This is a genomic window from Halpernia humi (genome assembly GCF_900108025.1).
In the GTDB taxonomy this organism is placed as follows: Bacteria; Bacteroidota; Bacteroidia; order Flavobacteriales; family Weeksellaceae; genus Halpernia; species Halpernia humi.
In genome coordinates this window covers 1-19,659 of record NZ_FNUS01000003.1, presented here as the reverse complement: position 1 = coordinate 19,659, position 19,659 = coordinate 1, and the positions used below count along the sequence as shown (strand labels likewise).

Sequence of the window (19,659 nt, the reverse complement as noted above, 5' to 3'; positions counted from 1 at the left end):
AATTAAAACTTCTTCAGCAATGGAGAAGTTTTTTTAATTTTAATGCAAATTACTTATCTTTAAAATTATTTTGAATGTATTGGTGTTTTTAAAATCATGAAAAAATTATACTTCACTTTTTTTTGTTTAATTTCAATATTTTATTTTGGGCAAATTACTTCTAAAGAAATAATGGGGAATTGGAAAGTAGTGAAAGTTTTAAATGAATTAGGAAATAAAGATTTAACAAAAGGTTTTAATTCTTCAATATTTAAATTTGATAAAAATTTTAATTTTGCTTTAAAATCGAGCGACAAAAATCCATTGTTTTCACAAATTGAAAGTATGACGAAAAACTCAAAATGGAAAATTGATCCGCAAAAAAATAGAGTAAAAATCGGTAATAAAAATGATAATTATACAACAATGTTTATTGAAGTTGAACGGAAAAATGAGAAAACAATTTTTCATTTAACCGAGAGTAATATAAATTTGGAAGTAGAAAAAATTGAAAAAAATTGAAAAATATTAGACTTTTTGGAATTAAAAATCACTTAAAATTAATCATTTTATTATTATTTATCTTTTCAAATTTCAGGGCTCAAACCTGCGGTGGAACTTTTGGAAATCCTATTTTTAACGAAACCTTTGGAACGGTACTTTCGCCAAATCAAATAATTTCTCCGCCTCTAGTTGCGCCCGCTTCTACAAACTACCAATATGTATCTATTTATCCCCCGAATGATGGGCAGTATACAATCACAAACCAATCGGGATATGCGCCGTGGGGGTTTATAAATTCTCTAGATCACACCAATGATGCATCAGGAACGTATGGAAATATGTTGGTTGTAAATGCCAGTTACAGTCCAGGTGAATTCTATAGAAGACGGGTTTCTAATCTTTGCTCTAATCAATTTTATAGATTTTCTGCGTGGATTCTTAATTTGCATGGCGCTGGAACAAATATCATAAAACCAAATGTTACCTTTCAAATTAGAACAACCTCGGGAGCAATAATTGGGTCAGTAAGTTCGGGAGATATTGCAGAAGACAGCACATGGAAAAATTTTTCTATTGATTTTAAATCTGATATTAATTCTAATGCTGTAGATGTAGTTCTCATTAATAATTCGCCAGGCGGCAATGGGAATGATTTAGCAATTGACGATATTACGTTTAGTCCGTGTGGTCCTTCCACAAGTATTTCCGCAGATATACCAAATGTTTTTACTTCTGGGATTTGTGATAATTCTCAAGCTTTTCAGCTCACAGCTAATTTAAGTACGAATACTTTTTTAAACGTCAATTATATTTGGCAAAAAAGTTCAGATAATGGCTTTTCTTGGGTAGATTTAACCATTCCTACTTCAAATCCTGTTGTGAATATCGCAGCCGGAAGTTATCAAAATGGTGATCAATTTAGATTTATTGTGGGTGAATCTGCAAATATTTTATCAGCCAATTGCCAAGTTATTTCTACACCAATTACCATTAAAATAAATGGTTATCCTGCTGCACCAACTGTAAGTTCTCCTTTAAATTATTGCCAAAATTCTGTCGCCACTTCATTAACGGCAACTGGCACAAATCTACTTTGGTACGCTTCTGCAACTGGCGGAACGGGAAGTACGACAGCGCCAACTCCAAATACTTCCGTTACAGGCACATTTTCTTTTTGGGTTTCACAAGTAGTAAACGGTTGCGAAAGTCCACGTTCAGAAATTAAAGTTAATATTAATGCAAATCCAAATGCACCAATTGTAAGTTCACCAATAAATTATTGCCAAAATTCTGTCGCCACTTCATTAACGGCAACTGGCACAAATCTACTTTGGTACGCTTCTGCAACTGGCGGAACGGGAAGTACGACAGCGCCAACTCCAAATACTTCCGTTACAGGCACATTTTCTTTTTGGGTTTCACAAGTAGTAAACGGTTGCGAAAGTCCACGTTCAGAAATTAAAGTTAATATTAATGCAAATCCAAATGCACCAATTGTAAGTTCACCAATAAATTATTGCCAAAATTCTGCTGCTTCAGCATTAATGGCAACTGGCACAAATTTGCTTTGGTACACTTCAGCAACCGGCGGAACGGGAAGTGCAACAGCGCCAACTCCAAATACTTCCGTCGCCGGCACATTTTCTTTTTGGGTTTCTCAAGTTGTCAATGGCTGCGAAAGTCCACGAACTGAAATAAAAGTTTTAATTAAAGCAACGCCTAGCGCACCAACTGTAAGTTCACCATTAAATTATTGTCAAAATTCTGTCGCCACTTCATTAACAGCAACTGGAACAAATTTACTTTGGTACACTTCTGCAACCGGCGGAACGGGAAGTACGACAGCGCCAACTCCAAATACTTCCATCGCCGGCACATTTTCATTCTGGGTTTCGCAAGTTGTTAATGGTTGCGAAAGTCCGCGAACTGAAATAAAAGTTTTAATTAAAGCAACGCCTAGCGCACCAACTGTAAGTTCACCGATAAATTATTGTCAAAATTCTGCTGCTTCAGCATTAACGGCAACTGGAACAAATTTGCTTTGGTACACTTCTGCATCTGGCGGAACGGGAAGTGCAACGGCGCCAACTCCAAATACTTCCGTCGCTGGAACATTTTCTTTCTGGGTTTCCCAAGTTGTCAATGGTTGCGAAAGTCCGCGTTCAGAAATAAAAGTTTTAATTAAAGCAACGCCTAGCGCCCCAATTGTAAGTTCACCGATAAATTATTGTCAAAATTCTGCTGCTTCAGCATTAACGGCAACTGGCACAAATCTACTTTGGTACACTTCTGCAACCGGCGGAACGGGAAGTTCAACAACTCCAACTCCAAATACTTCCGTCGCCGGCACATTTTCATTCTGGGTTTCGCAAGTTGTGAATGGTTGTGAAAGTCCGCGTTCAGAAATTAAAGTTAATATTAATGCAAATCCTAATGCACCAATTGTAAGTTCGGCAATAAATTATTGTCAAAATTCTGCTGCTTCAGCATTAACAGCAACTGGCACAAATTTGCTTTGGTACACTTCTGCAACTGGCGGAACAGGAAGTGCAACGGCACCAACTCCAAATACTTCCGTCGCCGGCACATTTTCTTTTTGGGTTTCTCAAGTTGTGAATGGTTGCGAAAGTCCGCGTTCAGAAATTAAAGTTAATATTAATGCAAATCCTAATGAACCAATTGTAAGTTCGCCAATAAATTATTGTCAAAATTCTGCGGCTTCAGCATTAACGGCAACTGGAACAAATTTACTTTGGTACACTTCAGCAACTGGCGGAACGGGAAGTAGGACAGCGCCAACTCCAAATACTTCCGTTGCCGGCACATTTTCTTTTTGGGTTTCCCAAGTTGTGAATGGTTGCGAAAGTCCACGTGCAGAAATTAAAGTAGAAATTTCTCCAGAACCACATTCTTCAACCTTAGTTGATGCAACAATTTGTAACGGACAAACCATAGTTCTTGATGCTGGAAGTGGTTTTAAAAGTTATGAATGGAATACCACGCCGCCCACTTTTTCACAAACATTGCAGGTTTCAAAAGTGGGGACTTATTCTGTAATTTTAACGGGAAATAATGGTTGCTCCGCAACACAAAGCGTAAACGTAAGCGCTGGAGAAACGCCAACAATTGTGAATATTATTTCAACAGAAAACGCTATTGAAATAATCGCTTCGGGTGGAAATCCACCTTATTCTTATTCGATAGATAACCAAAAAACTTGGCAAAATAGTAATGTTTTCACCAATTTAAAAGCAGGGATTTATACCGTTTTTGTAAAATCTCAACTAAATTCTTGTAGCATTTCGGTGGAGACAGCGGTTATTTTTATTCCAAACGTAATTACACCGAATAATGATTCTTTTAATGATGTTTTTAAAATTAAGAACATTGAATATTTTCCAAATGCAAAAATCATAATTTTCGATAGGTTTGGAAAGTTGATTTTTCAATCAAGCGACATCAAAAATTTTACTTGGGACGGAAGATTTTTAGGTAGAATTTTACCATCGGGCACTTTCTATTATATCTTGGATCTTGGAAATGACTATAAAAAAACAGGTTGGATTTTGCTAAAAAATAGAAACTAAAATATTTCTTGGACTTAAAAATAATTTTAGTTAAAAAAAGAAATCCCCGTAAAAATTAGATTTTTACAAGGATTTCAAAACACAAATGATGAAAATCAAAGTTAATGTCGCAATTACTATACCAAAAAAGAGATTTTTGATTCAACTTTTTTATGATTAATTATTGATAATCAACAAAGTACATATAAATCAATCAGTCAAGCCTTTCCCGTCTAGAATTCTATCTTTATTTTTTTCAATTCTTTGTATTCTCGTTTTTTCTTGTTTTGCATTTGAGAAGAAAAGCAAATATGCTCTTTGTCTTCCAGGTGTCAGTTTTGCAAAAGCAAGTTTTAAGGCTTTATCATCTTCTAGAATTTTTGAAAACTCTTTTGGAATTTCAAATTCTTTCGTTGTTTTCAATACTATTTTTTTGCCAGACTTTTCTACTTTGATGGCTTCTTGTAGATATTTTGCAATGGTTTTTTCTAAATTTTTTATTTCCTTTAATGATGTAAATCTCATTTGCATCGCAGATTGTACATTGGCAGATTGCTGAATCAAAATATTTTCAGGATCTTTCATTAATGCACCTTTAAAAAATAGTAAAGCGCAATATTCTTTAAATTGATGAATAAGAAAAACATTTTTTTCTTGTAAAATGTAGGTGGGTTGTCCCCATTTTAAATCTTCATCAAGTTTCGTTTTGAGCGCAATTTTTCGCAATTCTTGCATTTCTTTTTGAAATTTGGAAGGCTTTTCAAAACAGAAGTTCACTTTTGGGTTCACGAGATTTTATTTTAAACTAAGTTATAAAAAAATAAAAATCCGTTTCCAATAATTTGGAAACGGATTTTTGATTATTTTACAAAACTTTGTCAAAGTAAACATCTTTGCACACAAAACTTTGACAAAGTGAAGACTCGCAGGTTTAGAAAACTTTGTCAAAGTAAACATCTGTGCACAAAAAACTTTGTCAAAGTAAACATCTTTGCACACAAAACTTTGACAAAGTGAATACTCGCAGCGCTTTGTCAAAATTTTCGACGGTGTGTTTGTATTTTGACAAAGTTTAATTTTGTAAAGCCGTTAAAGTTTATTCTACTGGTCTGAAAACCAAACCACTTTCTTCAAAATAATCCAGCGTAATTCTGTCGCCTTCATTTACTTTTCCGGCAAGTATTTCTTTAGACAATTTATTTAAAACTTCCTGCTGAAGCACTCTTTTTAAAGGTCTTGCGCCAAAACTTGGATCGTAACCTTTATTGGTAAGATATTTTATGGCATCTTCTGTCGCCGTTAAAAATATACCTCTACTTTCCAACATTTTATTAAATCCATGCAATTGGAAATGAACAATTTTGCCAATTTCTTTTCTGCTTAAAGGTTGGAAAAGCACGGTTTCATCAATTCTATTGAGAAATTCTGGACGTAAACTTTGTTTTAATAAGGCAAAAACTTCAGTTTTGGTTTTTTCTAAAATTTCAAATTGATTATCATCAGTTAAGTTTTCAAAGTTTTCCTGAATAATATGCGAACCCAAATTGGAAGTCATAATGATGATTGTATTTTTAAAATTCACCATTCTTCCCTTATTGTCGGTCAATCTTCCATCATCCAAAACCTGCAAAAGCGTGTTAAAAACATCTGGATGCGCTTTTTCAATTTCATCAAAAAGCACCACAGAATAAGGTCTTCTTCGCACGGCTTCGGTTAATTGTCCGCCTTCGTCATAACCAACATAACCCGGAGGCGAACCGACCAATCGAGAAACCGAATGTTGTTCTTGGTACTCGCTCATGTCAATTCTGGTCATATTATTTTCGTCATCAAATAAATATTCTGCGAGCGCTTTTGCCAATTCCGTTTTACCGACACCCGTTGTTCCGAGAAATAAAAAGGAACCGATTGGTTTTTTTTCGTCATTTAATCCTGCGCGATTTCTTCGGATGGCATCGGAAACAGATTCTATCGCTTCTTCTTGTCCCACAACTCTTTTGTGAAGTTCGTCTTCCAGATGCAATAATTTTTCTCGTTCGGATTGAATTAATTTTGTCACCGGAATTCCAGTCCATTTTGAAATGACTTCCGAAATGTTTTCTGCCGTTACTTCTTCTTTAATTAATTCATTTTGATGGTTTTGCATTTCTAACTCTAAAGTTTGCAGTGCATCTTCTTTTTCTTTAATTTTTCCATATTGAATTTCCGCTACTTTCGCGTAATCACCGGCTCTGGAGGCGCGTTCTGCTTCGAGTTTTAAGGCTTCAATATCTTTTTTAATGGTCGTTAAATCTTCAGATTTTTGTTTCTCTTTTAACCATTTTGCATTAATTTCGTTTCTATCTTCTTGAAATTTTGCAATATCTTCTTTTAAATGATTCACGCGAACATCATTTCCTTCATTGGAAATTGCGGCCAATTCTATTTCCATTTGGATAAGTTTTCTATCTAAAACATCCAATTCTTCGGGTTTTGAATTGATTTCCATTCTCAATTTTGCCGAGGCTTCATCAATTAAATCAATCGCTTTATCGGGTAAAAATCGGTCGGAAATGTAGCGTTGAGATTGTTCAACCGCCGCAATTATCGATTCATCTTTTATTCTGACTTTGTGGTGCGCTTCATATTTTTCTTTAATGCCACGAAGAATGGAAATCGCAGATTCCGTGTCTGGTTCTTCCACCATCACTTTCTGGAAACGTCTTTCTAAGGCTTTATCTTTTTCAAAATATTTTTGATATTCATTTAACGTGGTTGCGCCCACCGCTCTTAATTCACCTCTCGCCAAAGCGGGTTTCAAAATATTTGCCGCGTCCATTGCACCTTCGCCGCCGCCTGCACCAACTAAAGTGTGAATTTCATCGATGAATAAAATAATTTGTCCGTCAGATTTTATGACTTCATTTACGACAGATTTTAAACGTTCTTCAAATTCACCTTTAAATTTTGCGCCCGCAATCAGCGAACCCATATCCAAAGAATAAATGGTTTTGTCCATCAAATTTTCCGGAATATCACCGGAAATAATTCGGTGTGCAATTCCTTCTGCAATTGCAGTTTTACCAACACCAGGTTCGCCAATTAAAATCGGATTATTCTTCGTTCTTCTTGATAAAATTTGTAAAACTCTTCTTATTTCTTCATCACGACCAATTACCGGGTCCAGTTTTCCTTCTGCGGCTAATTCATTGAAATTTTTCGCATATTTATTTAATGCCTGATATGTTTCTTCCGAACTTGCAGAAGTGGCTTTGCTGCCTTTTCGCAATTCTGCAATCGCCATTTCCAAAGATTTCTTGGTAACGCCCATATCTTTTAGCATTTTTGAAACATCAGAATTGGTTTCAAATAATGCCAGCCAAAGGTGTTCAATCGTTACATATTCATCGCCCATTTTTTTGGCAATATTTGGGGCGTCTAGCAAAACTTTGTTTGCAGATTGGGACAAATAAATATTTCCGCCTTCTACTTTTGAGAGTTTTTCAATGTTTTCTCGGTTTCGTTCACGAATTAAATTTAATTCTGCTTCAGATTTTTTCATCAAAAAAACAGAAATGTTTTCATCGCTTTGCAAAATACCTTCAAGTAAATGTTGGGGTTCTATGCTTTGGTTCCCAAATTCCATAGCGACTTGCTGCGCTTTTTGTATGGCTTCTTGGGATTTTGTGGTATATTGATTTAGATTCATTGTTAAGTTTGTTATTTGTGATTTTTCTGTTTATGTCAAAATCTATTCTATTTTAATTTTCACAATAAAGTACGACAATTTTTCCGAATAATTCAAATATTATCTAATGATTTAAGACATAATTTCCGAAAAGCGGTAATTTAAGTTTATTTTAAAATCTAATTTTCATTTCTTATATTTGTTAACAATCACTTTAAGTAAAATAATGAACCATTTTCATACGCTCAAAACTTCTAAAGTCGCAAAAGAAACCAATGACTCTGTGCATATTTCTTTTGAAATTCCACAAGATTTGAAGCATCTTTTTCAATTTAAACAAGGTCAATATTTAAACCTTAAAATGATTTTGAACGGCGAAGATTTGCGGCGTTCCTATTCAATTGTAAATGCGCCAACTGACGGCAATTCTGACCTTGAAATTTTGGTCAAACATTTAGAAGATGGAAAAGTTTCTACTTTTTTAAATCAAAATTTAACGTTAGGTGATGTGATCGAAGTTTCGCCACCTGCGGGATATTTTTACACGAATTATCATAAAAGCAATAGAAAAAATTACATCGGTTTGGCCGCTGGAAGTGGGATTTCGCCGGTTTTATCAAATTTAATTGAGGCTTTGTACCAAGAACCAGAAAGCACGGCTTATCTTTTTTTTAGTAATAAAAGTTTAAATGATATTATTTTTAAAGATAGAATTGATGCTTTAGTCGAAAAATTTCAAGGCCGTTTAAAAGTTGTTTATTTATTGTCGCGAGAAAAACATTTTGAAGATGAACTTTTTGAAGGCAGAATTTCATCAGAAAAATTAGAACAATTATTTGAAAGATTTCCTGAAATTGATCCAAAAGAAAGTGTTTTCTTTATTTGCGGTCCATCAGAAATGATAAAAGATGTTTCTACTTATTTAAAAAATGAGAAGAAAGTACCGTCTTTACAGGTGATGTTTGAATATTATGCTGCGCCAGATGATGAAGAAAATGCGGAAATGAGCGATGAATTTAAAGCCATCCCGAATTTGGAAAGCATGGTGACTTTAATAATTGATGACGATGAGTATTCTTTTCACCTCAATTCTAAGAAAAGAAGTATTTTAGATCAGGCTTTAAATGACAAACTTCCGGTTCCATTTGCTTGCAAAGGCGGCGTTTGCTGCACTTGCAAGGCACAGGTGATGGAAGGCGAAGTTTTTATGGAAAAGAATTTCGCATTGACTGACGATGAAGTTGAAAGAGGTTTTGTTTTGACTTGCCAATGCCATCCAACAACGAATATTGTGATGTTAACTTATGATGTTTAAAGTAATTTGAAAATTGGAAAATAGCCTTAATTGATTTTAGCCTTAAAAAGTTTAACGCAAAGGCGCTATTTTTTTATTAATTGTAGAATTAAGACGCAAGTCGGCTTTGCCGATGGGCACATTTTTTAAAATTGAGGTAAATTTTCCAAATCCCAATTGGCGAAGCCAATTTGCGCCTTTAAGATTTGGTAGTCAAGTTAATTTGCGCCTTTGCGCTTAAATATTAAGTAATAATTAAAAAAGTAAAAATTATGAATCCCTGGAAATTTGCCGCGTTTATAGAAGTTGATAAAGAATATAAAGTAAAAGGTTTAAATATCTGGAATTTTTATTGGCATTGTTCCGACAGGAAAATTGAAGTGATTTCCCCAATTGAAGGTCATATTTATCTTTTTAATGAGTATGAAATAAGCGATGGTGACAAAAAAGTAAATTTTGTGGCAGGTGAATTTTCTAACGGAAAAGTAGGTATCTTTACCAAAGATGACTTGTATGAAAGGTCTTTTTAATGTTTTTAACAAGAAAAAATCAAAAAATGAACATTGGTATTTTGCTAAATGTATCTCTGACGGCGAAGAATTTAGAATTTGTGGCTTGAATATTTGGGATTTAGAATGGAAACCTATTAGAAATAACGTTGAAGTCATTGATCCGAATTATCACAATAAATATTATTTCGAAGAATACGAAATTAAAATAGAAAATAAAAAAATAAATTTTGTGGCAGGTGAATTTTCAAATTTAATTTGGGGTTTTTATTTAAAGGATTTATCGTTAGTAGATTAATCCTATAAATAAAATACATTTTATAGCCTAATAATTTCAGGTCAAAAAGTTGGAAATTTTACCAAAGATGAATTAATGGAAAGAAAATTGCTTTAATTAATTTAACAATGTAGGAATTTAACAGTGTACCAATTTAATATTTTAAATTTGTGAAAGTAGTAAAGTAAATTGCTATAACTATTAAACGAAGTATAATATTTTCAACATTTAAATCTATTATCTTTAATCTATCATCAATTATCTCAAAAAAATGGAACAAGAAAAATTTTTAGATTACGTACAAGCCGAAAATAAAGTAGAACCGAAAGATGTAATGCCTGAAGATTATAGAAAACTTTTGGTACGACAAATCTCTCAGCACGCCCATTCTGAAATCGTTGGAATGTTGCCGGAAGCCAACTGGATTTCCCGGGCACCAAGTTTGCGGCGAAAAATGGCACTTTTAGCAAAAATTCAGGATGAAGCAGGACACGGACTTTATCTTTATGCCGCTTCCGAAACTTTAAATAACGGTGAAAACGGCGCAGACCGCGATTCTACTTATAACGACATGCTTTCTGGACGTGCAAAATATTCCAGTATTTTTAATTATCCAACTTTGAGTTGGGCCGATATTGGTGCAATCGGTTGGCTCGTAGATGGCGCTGCAATTATGAATCAAGTGATGCTGATGGGAAATTCTTACGGACCTTATTCCCGTGCAATGGTTCGGATTTGTAAGGAAGAATCTTTCCACCAGAGACAGGGTTATGAAATTTTAATGACGCTTTGCAAAGGAACAAAAGAGCAAAAAGAAATGGCGCAGGAAGCCTTAAACCGCTTTTGGTGGCCGGCTTTAATGATGTTCGGTCCAAACGATTCTGACTCGCCAAACTCACAAAAATCTATGAATTACAAAGTGAAACGTGAAAGTAATGATGATTTAAGACAAAGATTTATTGACGTTACCGTTTCGCAAGCCGAATTTTTAGGTTTAAAAGTGCCCGATGAAAATTTGAAATGGAATGAAGAAAGACAGCATTACGATTTTGGTGATCTGCCGTGGGATGAATTTATGGAAGTTTTGAAAGGAAACGGACCATGCAACAAAAAACGTTTGGAAACCAAGAAAAAAGCACAACGCGAAAATCTTTGGGTAAAAGAAGCGGCGATTGCTTTTGCTGAGAAGCAGATTAAATTGACTAAAACAGCGTAGAAATAAGTTGGAAACAAATTATCGGTTTGGCTTATATTATTTGTTTAAAATCTGGCTATTTGTAATAATTGGAGGAACAATAACTTCGGTCATAGTTTTAGATTTATTATAAAGTGAAGGTTCTTTTCGTCTTGAACGAACGTTTTCCGGATTTTTTATTGGTGTAATTATAATTTTTTTACTGCTTAGTATTCCTTCTTTGTTAATAACACATTTTTTTTATTATAAATTAAGTTCTAAAAAAATTATTAATGATACAGTTTATTTTTCTGTTTTAATAGTTTCATTAATCACATTAATACTGCCTTATTACCTTTTATTGAATAGCATAAATAAAATAAATTCTTTTTATGATGGAAAAGTTTTATCTGTAATTGTTTATACTTTTTTTTTATTTGTAGGATCAATAATCTTTCAACCTAATTTTTTTAAGAAAAAGCAAAAAGAATCCGGTTTAATTTAAACCGGATTTTGTTTTAGTTAATCTTTTAGTTTTGTCATTCCGTAGGAATCTCAGCAAGAAATCAACGACTTAGATTCCTACGGAATGACAAAATAATGTTTCTTTAATGCTTCAAATCTTCCCCAAAACAATTTTCACATTTGTAAATTCTTTCAAAGCATTTGGCGAAAGTTCAATTCCGTAGCCAGAATTTTTTGTGCCACCAAAAGGAAAACGCGCATCAGATTTTGTAATTTGATTGATAGAAACTGTCCCGGATTGTAAATTATTAATGAAAAATTCCAGGCGTTTTTTATCTTTAGACCAAACAGAATTTGCCAATCCAAACTTCGTGTTATTGGCAATTTCCAATAATTCTTCATCTGTTTTTGCTTCTAAAACCATTCCCAAAGGTCCAAATAATTCCTCATCTAAAACTGGATTTCCAAGATTCATTTTTATTAAACCTGGTTGAAAAGAAATTTTATCAATTCTTTCTAACGGTAAAATTATTTCTGCGCTGTTTTCAACCGCTTTTTGATATTGTTTTTCTAAATCATCGGCAAGATCTTCTCGTGCCATTCCCGCAATTTTCGTGTCTTTATCCAGCGGATCTGCGACGATATAAGTTTTGTATTCTGTCACAAATTTTTCTAAAAATTCATCGTAAATTGAACTTTGAATAATAAATCGTTTTGAGGCGACACAGGTTTGTCCGCAATTTTGTAATCTTCCAAGTGCTGCACTTTTTGCCGCTTGATCCAAATCTGCATCATTGAGAACTATGAACGCATCATTGCCGCCCAATTCTAACAAAGATTTTTTAATATTTTTTCCCGCAGCAGCAGCAACGGCGCTTCCGGCTTTTTCACTTCCAGTCAAACTTACGCCCTGAACCAGTGGATTTGCGAGAATTTTTTCAATTTCATCGTGAGAAACTTTGATATGCGTGAAAGTATGTTTTGGAAATCCTGCTTCTTCGAATAATTCTTGTAGCGCATCGCCAGATTTTAAACAAATTGAGGCATGTTTCATAATGACTACATTTCCGGCTAAAATTGCGGGAACGGCAAATCTCAATACTTGCCAAAATGGATAATTCCATGGCATAACGCCCAAAATTATTCCCATTGGTTCGTGGTGAATTTCGGAATAAGCAAATTCTGATTTTATTTTATTTATATCTAAAACATTTTCAACTTTAGAATAATATTCCGCCATTCCTGCGCATTTTTCTATTTCTGAAATCGACTGAGAAATGGGTTTATTCATTTCTTTTGTTATAATTTCAGCGAATTTCTCTTTATTTTTTAACAAAATTTCAGCGAGATTTTGCATTAAATTTTGGCGTTCTGCAAAGGGAATTTTTTTCCAGTTTTCGAATGTATTTTGAGAATTATTGAGATTCATTTTTTAGAAAATTTATTGTGTGAAGGTCGGAAATAATAGATCTTGAAGCAATTAAAACGGATAGATTTTCACTCTTGAAAAGATAGAAAATGGTTTCCTTTTAATTTTCCATCAACCATTCATTCACCAAACTTGCTGCCAAACGCGAGGTTCTTTCTTGTAAATCTAAACTAGGATTTACTTCTGCAACATCTAAAGCAATTAATTTTTTATTATTTAAAATATGGCGGTAAAAATGCATAAATGCAGCGTCTGCAAAAATGCCGTTATAGGCTTGTGCACTTACGCCTGGCGCGATTGCAACATTAAAAACATCCATGCAAATGGTGAGATAAAGAACATCAACAGAATCAGAAAAAGCATTGATTTTCTCATAAATCTGCGGTAAATTTTCAAAAAATAATTCGTCTGCGAGAATGTATTTCATATTATTTTGATGTGCAAAATCGAACAATTTTAATGTATTTGAGTTTTTCTGAATACCGATATGTAAAGAATTTAATTTTTCTTTTTCCGTAATTTGGTAAAATCCGGTTCCTGAAGTGGCGCCAATTTCGGCTTGAATTTCCCGATTATCAAAATGCGCATCAATGTTTATAATTCCGATTTTTGAATTTGGAAATGCCTTTCTTATGCCAGAATAATGCGCAAACATCACTTCATGTCCGCCGCCCAAAACAATTGATTTTGCTCTTTTCGCTAAAATTGTATGGACATTTTCTGCCAGTTTTTGTTGGGCTTCTTCTAAATTTTGATTTTTACATTTCACGTTTCCAAAATCTTTTAGAGAAAAATGGGCTGTTGTAACTGGAAAATTGGCCATATTTTTTCTAATAAAATCGGGCGCTTCTGCTGCACCAACCTTCCCTTTGTTTCTTTTCACCCCTTCATCAACAGCAAAACCTTGAAGTGCAAAATCGTTTTCAGATAAAATTTCGAAATTTTTTTCTAAAGTTACCCGTTGGAAAATGCGGTGGAATAGTGGATCTTCGCCATCAAATCTGCCTTGCCAAATCATAAATTTTATTTTTATTAAAGGTAAGGAATTTTAAAGGTTAATATAATTTTGTCATTAAAATTACTTTAAAAGATTGAACTCCTGCGGAGTTCTTTTTCAATCTTGTTCATTTTTTCTACAAAGGTTTTGCTCCTACGGAGCATTTTTATTTTTGCGAAAATTCAAAGATAAAATGGTATAAGATTTAGGTTGAGAATGAAAATCTATTTTTTTTTAGGATTTTCAAAAGATGAGATAATTTGATTTTAGAAAATACTGGTGGAAAGAAGCGGAATCTTGCGTAAGCGATAGAAATGGAAAGCCCGGAAGAAAAAAAATGAGCGCCGCTTGAAAAGCGGCGCTCATTTTTTTTCTGAGGACTTGTAATGGATAGCGCGACCCGAGCGGCTGGAAATGCGGCTGCGAGGGATACGCCCAAATAATTTTAGATAGTTGTCAATCTTAAAGTATTGGTTTTTCCATCTGCATTTGCTGGTGTTGCATTGAGATTGATTACGTAATCGCCTTCTTCTACAAAGCCGTAATGGTGCGTTAATGTATTGACTTGAACGATGGTTTCATCTGTGGATTTATTCATATCGTAGAAATATGCACGTACGCCCCACAGAAGATTTAGCATTGTTATAACGCGTTTGTTTGCGCTGAAAACAATGATGTGAGAGTTTGGCCTGTGTGCCGAAATTTGAAAGGCTGTGTAGCCAGAATAAGTTAATGTTACAATTGCTTCAACATTGGTGGTTTTTGCAATTCTAACTGCTGCAAGGCAAATACGGTTGGTTAAAAAACGCTCATCAATACAGTTGATGTCTTTCTCAATAGGTGCGTTTTTATGTTGGTAGAAATTGGTGCTTTCAATATTTTTAACAATTTTTGTCATATTTTCGACCACTTCTACGGGATATCTTCCGACTGATGTTTCGCCTGAAAGCATTACTGCATCTGCACCATCAAGCACAGAATTTGCAACGTCATTTACTTCCGCTCTTGTTGGTGTAAGACTGTTAATCATTGTTTCCATCATTTGGGTTGCAATAATAACAGGTTTTGAATAAAATCTTGCTTTTTCTACTAAAGTTTTTTGGATGGCAGGCACTTCTTCCATTGGAACTTCAACTCCTAAATCACCACGAGCAACCATAATAGCATCACATTCTATTAAAATTTGCTCAATATTTTTCACGCCTTCTGGTTTTTCAATTTTGGCGATAATTGGCGTTTTTTGTTTGTTAGTCGGGTGATTTTTAATAATTTCTTTTAGATCAATGATATCTTGGGCATGGCGCACGAAGGAAAGCGCGATCCAATCCAATTCTAGGTCTAAAATAAAATTAGCATCTTCTATATCTTTTTCAGTTAATGCAGGAAGGGAGACGTTCGTATTTGGTAGATTTACACCTTTTTTAGAACTCAATGGGCCACCTTGAATTGTTTTTGCTTTTACGGTATCTTTCTCGTTAGTTTCTATAACTTCTAAAACCAGTTTTCCGTCATCGATTAAGATTCTTTCACCAACTTTTACATCTTGTGGAAATTTTTGATAGGTCATAAAAACTTTTGTAGAATCTCCTTCTATTTTTTCATTGGTAAAGGTTAAAATATCACCTGGATTTAGATATGAGCCTTCTTTTACTACTCCAACTCTTAATTTTGGACCTTGTAGATCTCCTAAAATAGAAACATTATAGCCGAATTCTTCGTTTATTTCTCGGATTAAGTTGACGTTTTTACGCACTAAATCATAATCGGCGTGAGAAAAATTTATTCTAAATACATCTACGCCGGCTTTTACCATGTCAAGCATTACTTCTTTCGTAGAGCATGCAGGTCCTAAAGTGGCGATGATTTTAGTTTTCTTTAAATATTTATTCATAATATTGTATTAATTGATAGTGTTCGTCCTGTGAACAAATGGGAAAAGTCTGAATTTTAAATACAGAATTTTCAGGCCACAAAATTAAGGAAAAATCATCAATAAAATCTGTTGTTCGAATTATATAATCTACATCAGGTAAATCATTAAAAAATAAGCCTTCTGGTGTTTCAAAGTTAAACAATTCTTTTTGTACTTTTATTTGATGACTTTCAGAAGATTTATTGCTAATGATCTGAATGCAATTTTTACTTAAATGATGATAGGCTTGGAACCTATAAAAGTGGTAACTGAAATACGTTCTGCTAATTACGATATCTTTTATTCGTTTAAAACAAAATGCGTTTAAGGCATTAATTTTAAAGAATAATTCATGAGGTTTTAATTCTTCAGTTAATCTTAGTAAGCCAAGATTTGTAAGTGTGTTTTCCTCTTCAAAATCAAGAAATAATTTTTTGGCTTTCAATTATATTTTCTTTTTTATTTAAGATATAAAAGGCGCGCTGTGCTGCTTTTTCTTCTGCTTTTTTCTTTGAAGCTTCTGCTGCATTTGATATTTTATTACCGTTAATTATCACCCAAGATCGAAAAACGAGTAAATTATTGGCTTGAAATTCTTCACAAGTTTCGTAGCAGATTACAATTTTCTTTTTTTGACCCCATTCTAAAAGTAAACTTTTATAACTAATAATTTTATTTTCTAATTTATTAATATCGATAGGTTTTAATAGTTTTTCTAAGACCACTTTTTCGCAAAAATCGTAATTATAGTCTAGAAAAATAGACCCAATTAATGCTTCTAGCAAATTGCCGGAAATATTTTCACTTAAAGTGAGTGCGTTGTTATTCCTTATTAAATTTTTCAAGCCAAGTTCTTCACCTAATCTATTGAGGTTTTTACGGCTTACGATTTTAGATTTCATTTGCGTTAGAAATCCTTCTTTTGCTTGTGGAAAATTTTGAAATAGGTATGTGGCAATAATTGTCCCCAGTACAGAATCACCTAGAAACTCTAATCTTTCACAGTTTTTTTGTTTTACTTTTGAGGAGGTTCGAAGAGAAAAAGCCTCTTTGTATATGTCTAGATTTTCAATTTGTAAACCTGTAATTTTTTCAATTTTATTTTTAAAATTGAAATCTTCTTCAGAATAATTTTTCTTTCTATCCTTTATTAAGAGTTTAGAAAAATACTTCTGCAGTTCCATAAAGATGGATTAGATTTTTGAGAATAGTACGCAAGCATTGTGTCCGCCAAAACCAAAAGTATTACTCATAGCAATATTTACATTTTTCTCTACAGCTTTATGAAATGTAAAGTTTAAGCGAGAATCGATACGTTCATCATCAGTAAAATGGTTGATCGTAGGCGGCACGATAGAATTTGTGATACTTCCTAAAACGGCAATTGCTTCTACGACTCCGGCTGCACCGAGAAGATGGCCTGTCATAGATTTAGTTGAATTTATTTGTATATCGAAAGCGTGGTCACCCAATAATCTGGAAATTGCATTAGATTCTGCAATATCACCTAAAGGAGTTGACGTTCCGTGCATATTAATATGATCAACTTCTTCTGTAGATATTCCGGCATCGTCTAAACAATTCTTCATTACAAGGTAAGCGCCTAATCCTTCGGGGTGTGGAGCCGTCATGTGATGCGCATCCGCACTCATTCCACCACCTTTCAATTCTGCGTAAATGGTTGCGCCTCGTTTTTTGGCATGTTCATATTCCTCCAAAATGATAGAACCTGCACCTTCACCTAATACAAAACCGTCGCGGTCTTTGTCAAAAGGTCTAGATGCTGTCTTAGGGTCTTCATTTCTTGTAGAAAGCGCCATCATAGCGTTAAAACCACCAACACCACTTGCGGTAACCGCGGCTTCAGAACCACCACAAACAATTACGTCTGCTTTGCCAAGTTGAATAAGCATTTTGCCATCTATTAAAGCGTTTGCTGAAGAGGCACATGCAGAAACTGTCGTGTAATTCGGGCCATGAAAACCATATTCTATAGAAATGTGTCCAGGGGTAATATCTGCAATCATTTTTGGAATAAAAAATGGATTAAACCTAGGGATTCCTGAACTTGCAGCCCATCCTAAAACCTCTTTTTCAAAGGTTTCGAGACCGCCAATTCCAGATCCCCAAATTACTCCAATTCTATTTTTGTCACAATTATCTTCAATAATCCTAGAATGCTCCACCGCTTCGCGAGCGGCAACAATGCCAAATTGCGTATTGCGATCCATTTTTTTAGATTCTTTCTTATCTAAATAATTCAGTGGATCAAAATTTTTAACTTCACACGCGAATTTGGTTTTAAAATTAGTGGCGTCAAAAAGAGTAATTGGAGCAGCACCACTCTCACCCTTTACAAGGTTTTCCCAGTATTCCTTTGCATTATTGCCAATAGGCGTTATTGCTCCAAAACCAGTTACAACTACTCTTTTTAATTCCATAAATTCTAAATTCTAGAAATATTATTTGTTAACTACCTCTTCGATATAAGCGATAGCGTGACCAACAGTAGTAATTTTCTCTGCTTGATCATCAGGGATTTGGATGTTGAATTCTTTTTCAAACTCCATGATTAATTCTACAGTATCTAAAGAATCTGCGCCTAAATCATTTGTGAAACTAGCTTCTTGCGTAACTTCTGATTCTTCAACGTCAAGCTTATCCGCGATGATAGCTTTTACTCTTGATGCAATGTCTGACATAATTTTTGTTTTTATTAGTAATTGTTAATGCTGCAAATATATAAAATTCTTTAAGATTATATATTTTTTTACTTTTTAAATGTTAAAAAAATATACTTATGTTCGATTTAATGACTATAAGGTCATGTAAATATAGGGTTTACGATGTTAAATGTAAATAGTTTTTGCAGAAAATATTAAATTAATAGGATTTAATTATTATTAGGTTTGTCTATTGTAAATTTTGAATTAAATTTGCTTATCTAAATTTTAAAATAATAAATTATGAATATTCCAGCAGATTTAAAATACACTAAAGATCACGAATGGGTAAAAATTGAGAAAAATACTGCAATAATAGGTATTACCGATTATGCACAAAGTGAACTTGGCGACATTGTTTTTGTAGATGTCGATACAGTAGACGAGGATTTAAGTGCGGGTGATGTATTTGGAAGTGTTGAGGCAGTTAAAACTGTTTCAGACTTATTTTTACCAATGACAGGAAAAATTATAGAATTTAATTCAGACTTGGAAAACGAACCTGAACTTTTAAATTCTGATCCTTATGGAAAAGGTTGGATTATTAAAGTTGAATTAGCTGATGCAGGTGAACAAAGTGAACTTTTGTCTGCGGAGGAATATGAGAACGTAATTGGATAATTTGCGCCGAACATTTCGTAGTATAGTTTTGCCCATTTATTGGGCATTTCTTACTTATATGCTTTTGAAACCTGGAATCGAAAATAAAGAGTACTGGTTTATGTTTGCCGGCATTGATAAAGTGATGCATTTAAGTATATTCGCTTTTTTAGGTTTTTCAATTTTAATGTCCTACAAACAAATTAAGTTTTATCATTTTTTGGTAATTGTCTTTCTTTATGGTTTGGCAACCGAGGTTTTGCAAGAAGTAATGCATATGGGTCGTTCCTTTGAATTATTAGATATTCTTGCTGATATTCTTGGCGCGGTATTAGGATTTCTTCTTTATAGACTTTTACTAAAGCAGTTTAGTTAAGCTTTTTCAAATTTTTCCTCTTGATTAATAGTTTGTTATGTAAGGGTTAGGAAAAATAGTGTGAAAATAGTTGTGTATTTTTAGAAGTTGCCCTACTTTTGCACTCTCAAATCGAAAGAATAGAGGGAGCGTAGGAGTTATAGCGGTTTATTTTTTAATAAATTTATTTAGAAAAAGATTGTGAGTT

The 19,659-nt window shown here is 33.8% G+C and carries 17 protein-coding genes; 8 read left to right on the top strand and 9 right to left on the bottom strand.

Translation table 11 applies throughout. The features are described from left to right. The first annotated feature begins 96 nt into the window (after positions 1-96). Both C4S29_RS07155 and C4S29_RS07150 read left to right on the top strand, forming a co-directional pair. Positions 97-501, top strand: a complete 405-nt coding sequence (locus C4S29_RS07155) for a hypothetical protein (protein ID WP_103913471.1) — start codon at positions 97-99, stop codon at positions 499-501. Then, on the top strand, positions 498-4,070 hold the full coding sequence (locus tag C4S29_RS07150; protein ID WP_103913470.1) for an Ig-like domain-containing protein: 3,573 nt from the start codon (positions 498-500) through the stop codon (positions 4,068-4,070). The genes C4S29_RS07155 and C4S29_RS07150 overlap by 4 nt, the downstream gene beginning before the upstream one ends. A 189-nt stretch (positions 4,071-4,259) precedes the next feature. Here C4S29_RS07150 and C4S29_RS07145 read toward each other — a convergent pair whose 3' ends face one another. Both C4S29_RS07145 and clpB read right to left on the bottom strand, forming a co-directional pair. Continuing rightward, the gene (locus C4S29_RS07145; RefSeq protein WP_103913469.1) at positions 4,260-4,838 is read right to left on the bottom strand and encodes a YdeI/OmpD-associated family protein; all 579 of its coding nucleotides are present in this window, start codon (positions 4,836-4,838) and stop codon (positions 4,260-4,262) included. A gap of 307 nt (positions 4,839-5,145) precedes the next feature. Continuing rightward, positions 5,146-7,737: an ATP-dependent chaperone ClpB gene (gene clpB, locus C4S29_RS07140; RefSeq protein WP_103913468.1), complete on the bottom strand. Its 2,592-nt coding sequence runs from the start codon at positions 7,735-7,737 to the stop codon at positions 5,146-5,148. Positions 7,738-7,942: 205 nt separating this feature from the next. On the opposite strand from clpB, the gene C4S29_RS07135 reads away from it, so the two are divergent. The 4 genes from C4S29_RS07135 to paaA all read left to right on the top strand — a co-directional run bounded on the left by C4S29_RS07135 (position 7,943) and on the right by paaA (position 11,012). Continuing rightward, on the top strand, positions 7,943-9,031 hold the full coding sequence (locus C4S29_RS07135) for a 2Fe-2S iron-sulfur cluster-binding protein (protein WP_103913467.1): 1,089 nt from the start codon (positions 7,943-7,945) through the stop codon (positions 9,029-9,031). A 251-nt stretch (positions 9,032-9,282) separates the two neighbouring features. Beyond that, positions 9,283-9,540, top strand: a complete 258-nt coding sequence (locus tag C4S29_RS07130) for a hypothetical protein (protein WP_103913466.1) — start codon at positions 9,283-9,285, stop codon at positions 9,538-9,540. Next, on the top strand, positions 9,524-9,817 hold the full coding sequence (locus tag C4S29_RS07125; RefSeq protein WP_103913465.1) for a hypothetical protein: 294 nt from the start codon (positions 9,524-9,526) through the stop codon (positions 9,815-9,817). Before C4S29_RS07130 ends, C4S29_RS07125 begins: the two co-directional genes overlap by 17 nt. Before the next feature lie 250 nt (positions 9,818-10,067). Beyond that, positions 10,068-11,012, top strand: a complete 945-nt coding sequence (gene paaA, locus C4S29_RS07120; protein WP_103913464.1) for a 1,2-phenylacetyl-CoA epoxidase subunit PaaA — start codon at positions 10,068-10,070, stop codon at positions 11,010-11,012. A 574-nt stretch (positions 11,013-11,586) separates the two neighbouring features. Here the strand turns inward: paaA and C4S29_RS07110 are convergent. From C4S29_RS07110 to C4S29_RS07080, 7 genes are all read right to left on the bottom strand, one after another. Continuing rightward, positions 11,587-12,864, bottom strand: a complete 1,278-nt coding sequence (locus C4S29_RS07110; protein WP_103913462.1) for an aldehyde dehydrogenase family protein — start codon at positions 12,862-12,864, stop codon at positions 11,587-11,589. A 100-nt stretch (positions 12,865-12,964) separates the two neighbouring features. Next, positions 12,965-13,882, bottom strand: a complete 918-nt coding sequence (gene hutG, locus C4S29_RS07105) for a formimidoylglutamase (protein ID WP_103913461.1) — start codon at positions 13,880-13,882, stop codon at positions 12,965-12,967. A 424-nt stretch (positions 13,883-14,306) separates the two neighbouring features. Continuing rightward, the gene (pyk, locus tag C4S29_RS07100) at positions 14,307-15,752 is read right to left on the bottom strand and encodes a pyruvate kinase (RefSeq protein WP_103913460.1); all 1,446 of its coding nucleotides are present in this window, start codon (positions 15,750-15,752) and stop codon (positions 14,307-14,309) included. After that, the gene (locus C4S29_RS07095; RefSeq protein WP_103913459.1) at positions 15,745-16,218 is read right to left on the bottom strand and encodes an IPExxxVDY family protein; all 474 of its coding nucleotides are present in this window, start codon (positions 16,216-16,218) and stop codon (positions 15,745-15,747) included. The genes pyk and C4S29_RS07095 overlap by 8 nt, the downstream gene beginning before the upstream one ends. Next, positions 16,193-16,957: a ribonuclease III family protein gene (locus C4S29_RS07090; protein ID WP_103913458.1), complete on the bottom strand. Its 765-nt coding sequence runs from the start codon at positions 16,955-16,957 to the stop codon at positions 16,193-16,195. Before C4S29_RS07090 ends, C4S29_RS07095 begins: the two co-directional genes overlap by 26 nt. 9 nt (positions 16,958-16,966) lie before the next feature. Then, positions 16,967-18,214 carry a beta-ketoacyl-ACP synthase II gene (gene fabF / locus C4S29_RS07085; protein ID WP_103913457.1) on the bottom strand — a complete coding sequence of 416 codons (1,248 nt, stop codon included), beginning with the start codon at positions 18,212-18,214 and terminating at the stop codon, positions 16,967-16,969. Between the two features lie 21 nt (positions 18,215-18,235). Continuing rightward, positions 18,236-18,475 (bottom strand): acyl carrier protein, encoded by a 240-nt coding sequence (locus tag C4S29_RS07080; protein WP_103913456.1) that lies wholly within the window; start codon positions 18,473-18,475, stop codon positions 18,236-18,238. 264 nt (positions 18,476-18,739) lie between these two features. Between C4S29_RS07080 and gcvH the strand changes: the two genes are divergently transcribed. Further along, on the top strand, positions 18,740-19,117 hold the full coding sequence (gene gcvH, locus C4S29_RS07075; protein ID WP_103913455.1) for a glycine cleavage system protein GcvH: 378 nt from the start codon (positions 18,740-18,742) through the stop codon (positions 19,115-19,117). Positions 19,118-19,217: 100 nt separating this feature from the next. Next, a complete protein-coding gene (locus C4S29_RS07070; protein ID WP_233740512.1) occupies positions 19,218-19,472 on the top strand; it encodes a VanZ family protein in 255 nt (84 codons plus the stop codon). Positions 19,473-19,659 lie beyond the last annotated feature (187 nt).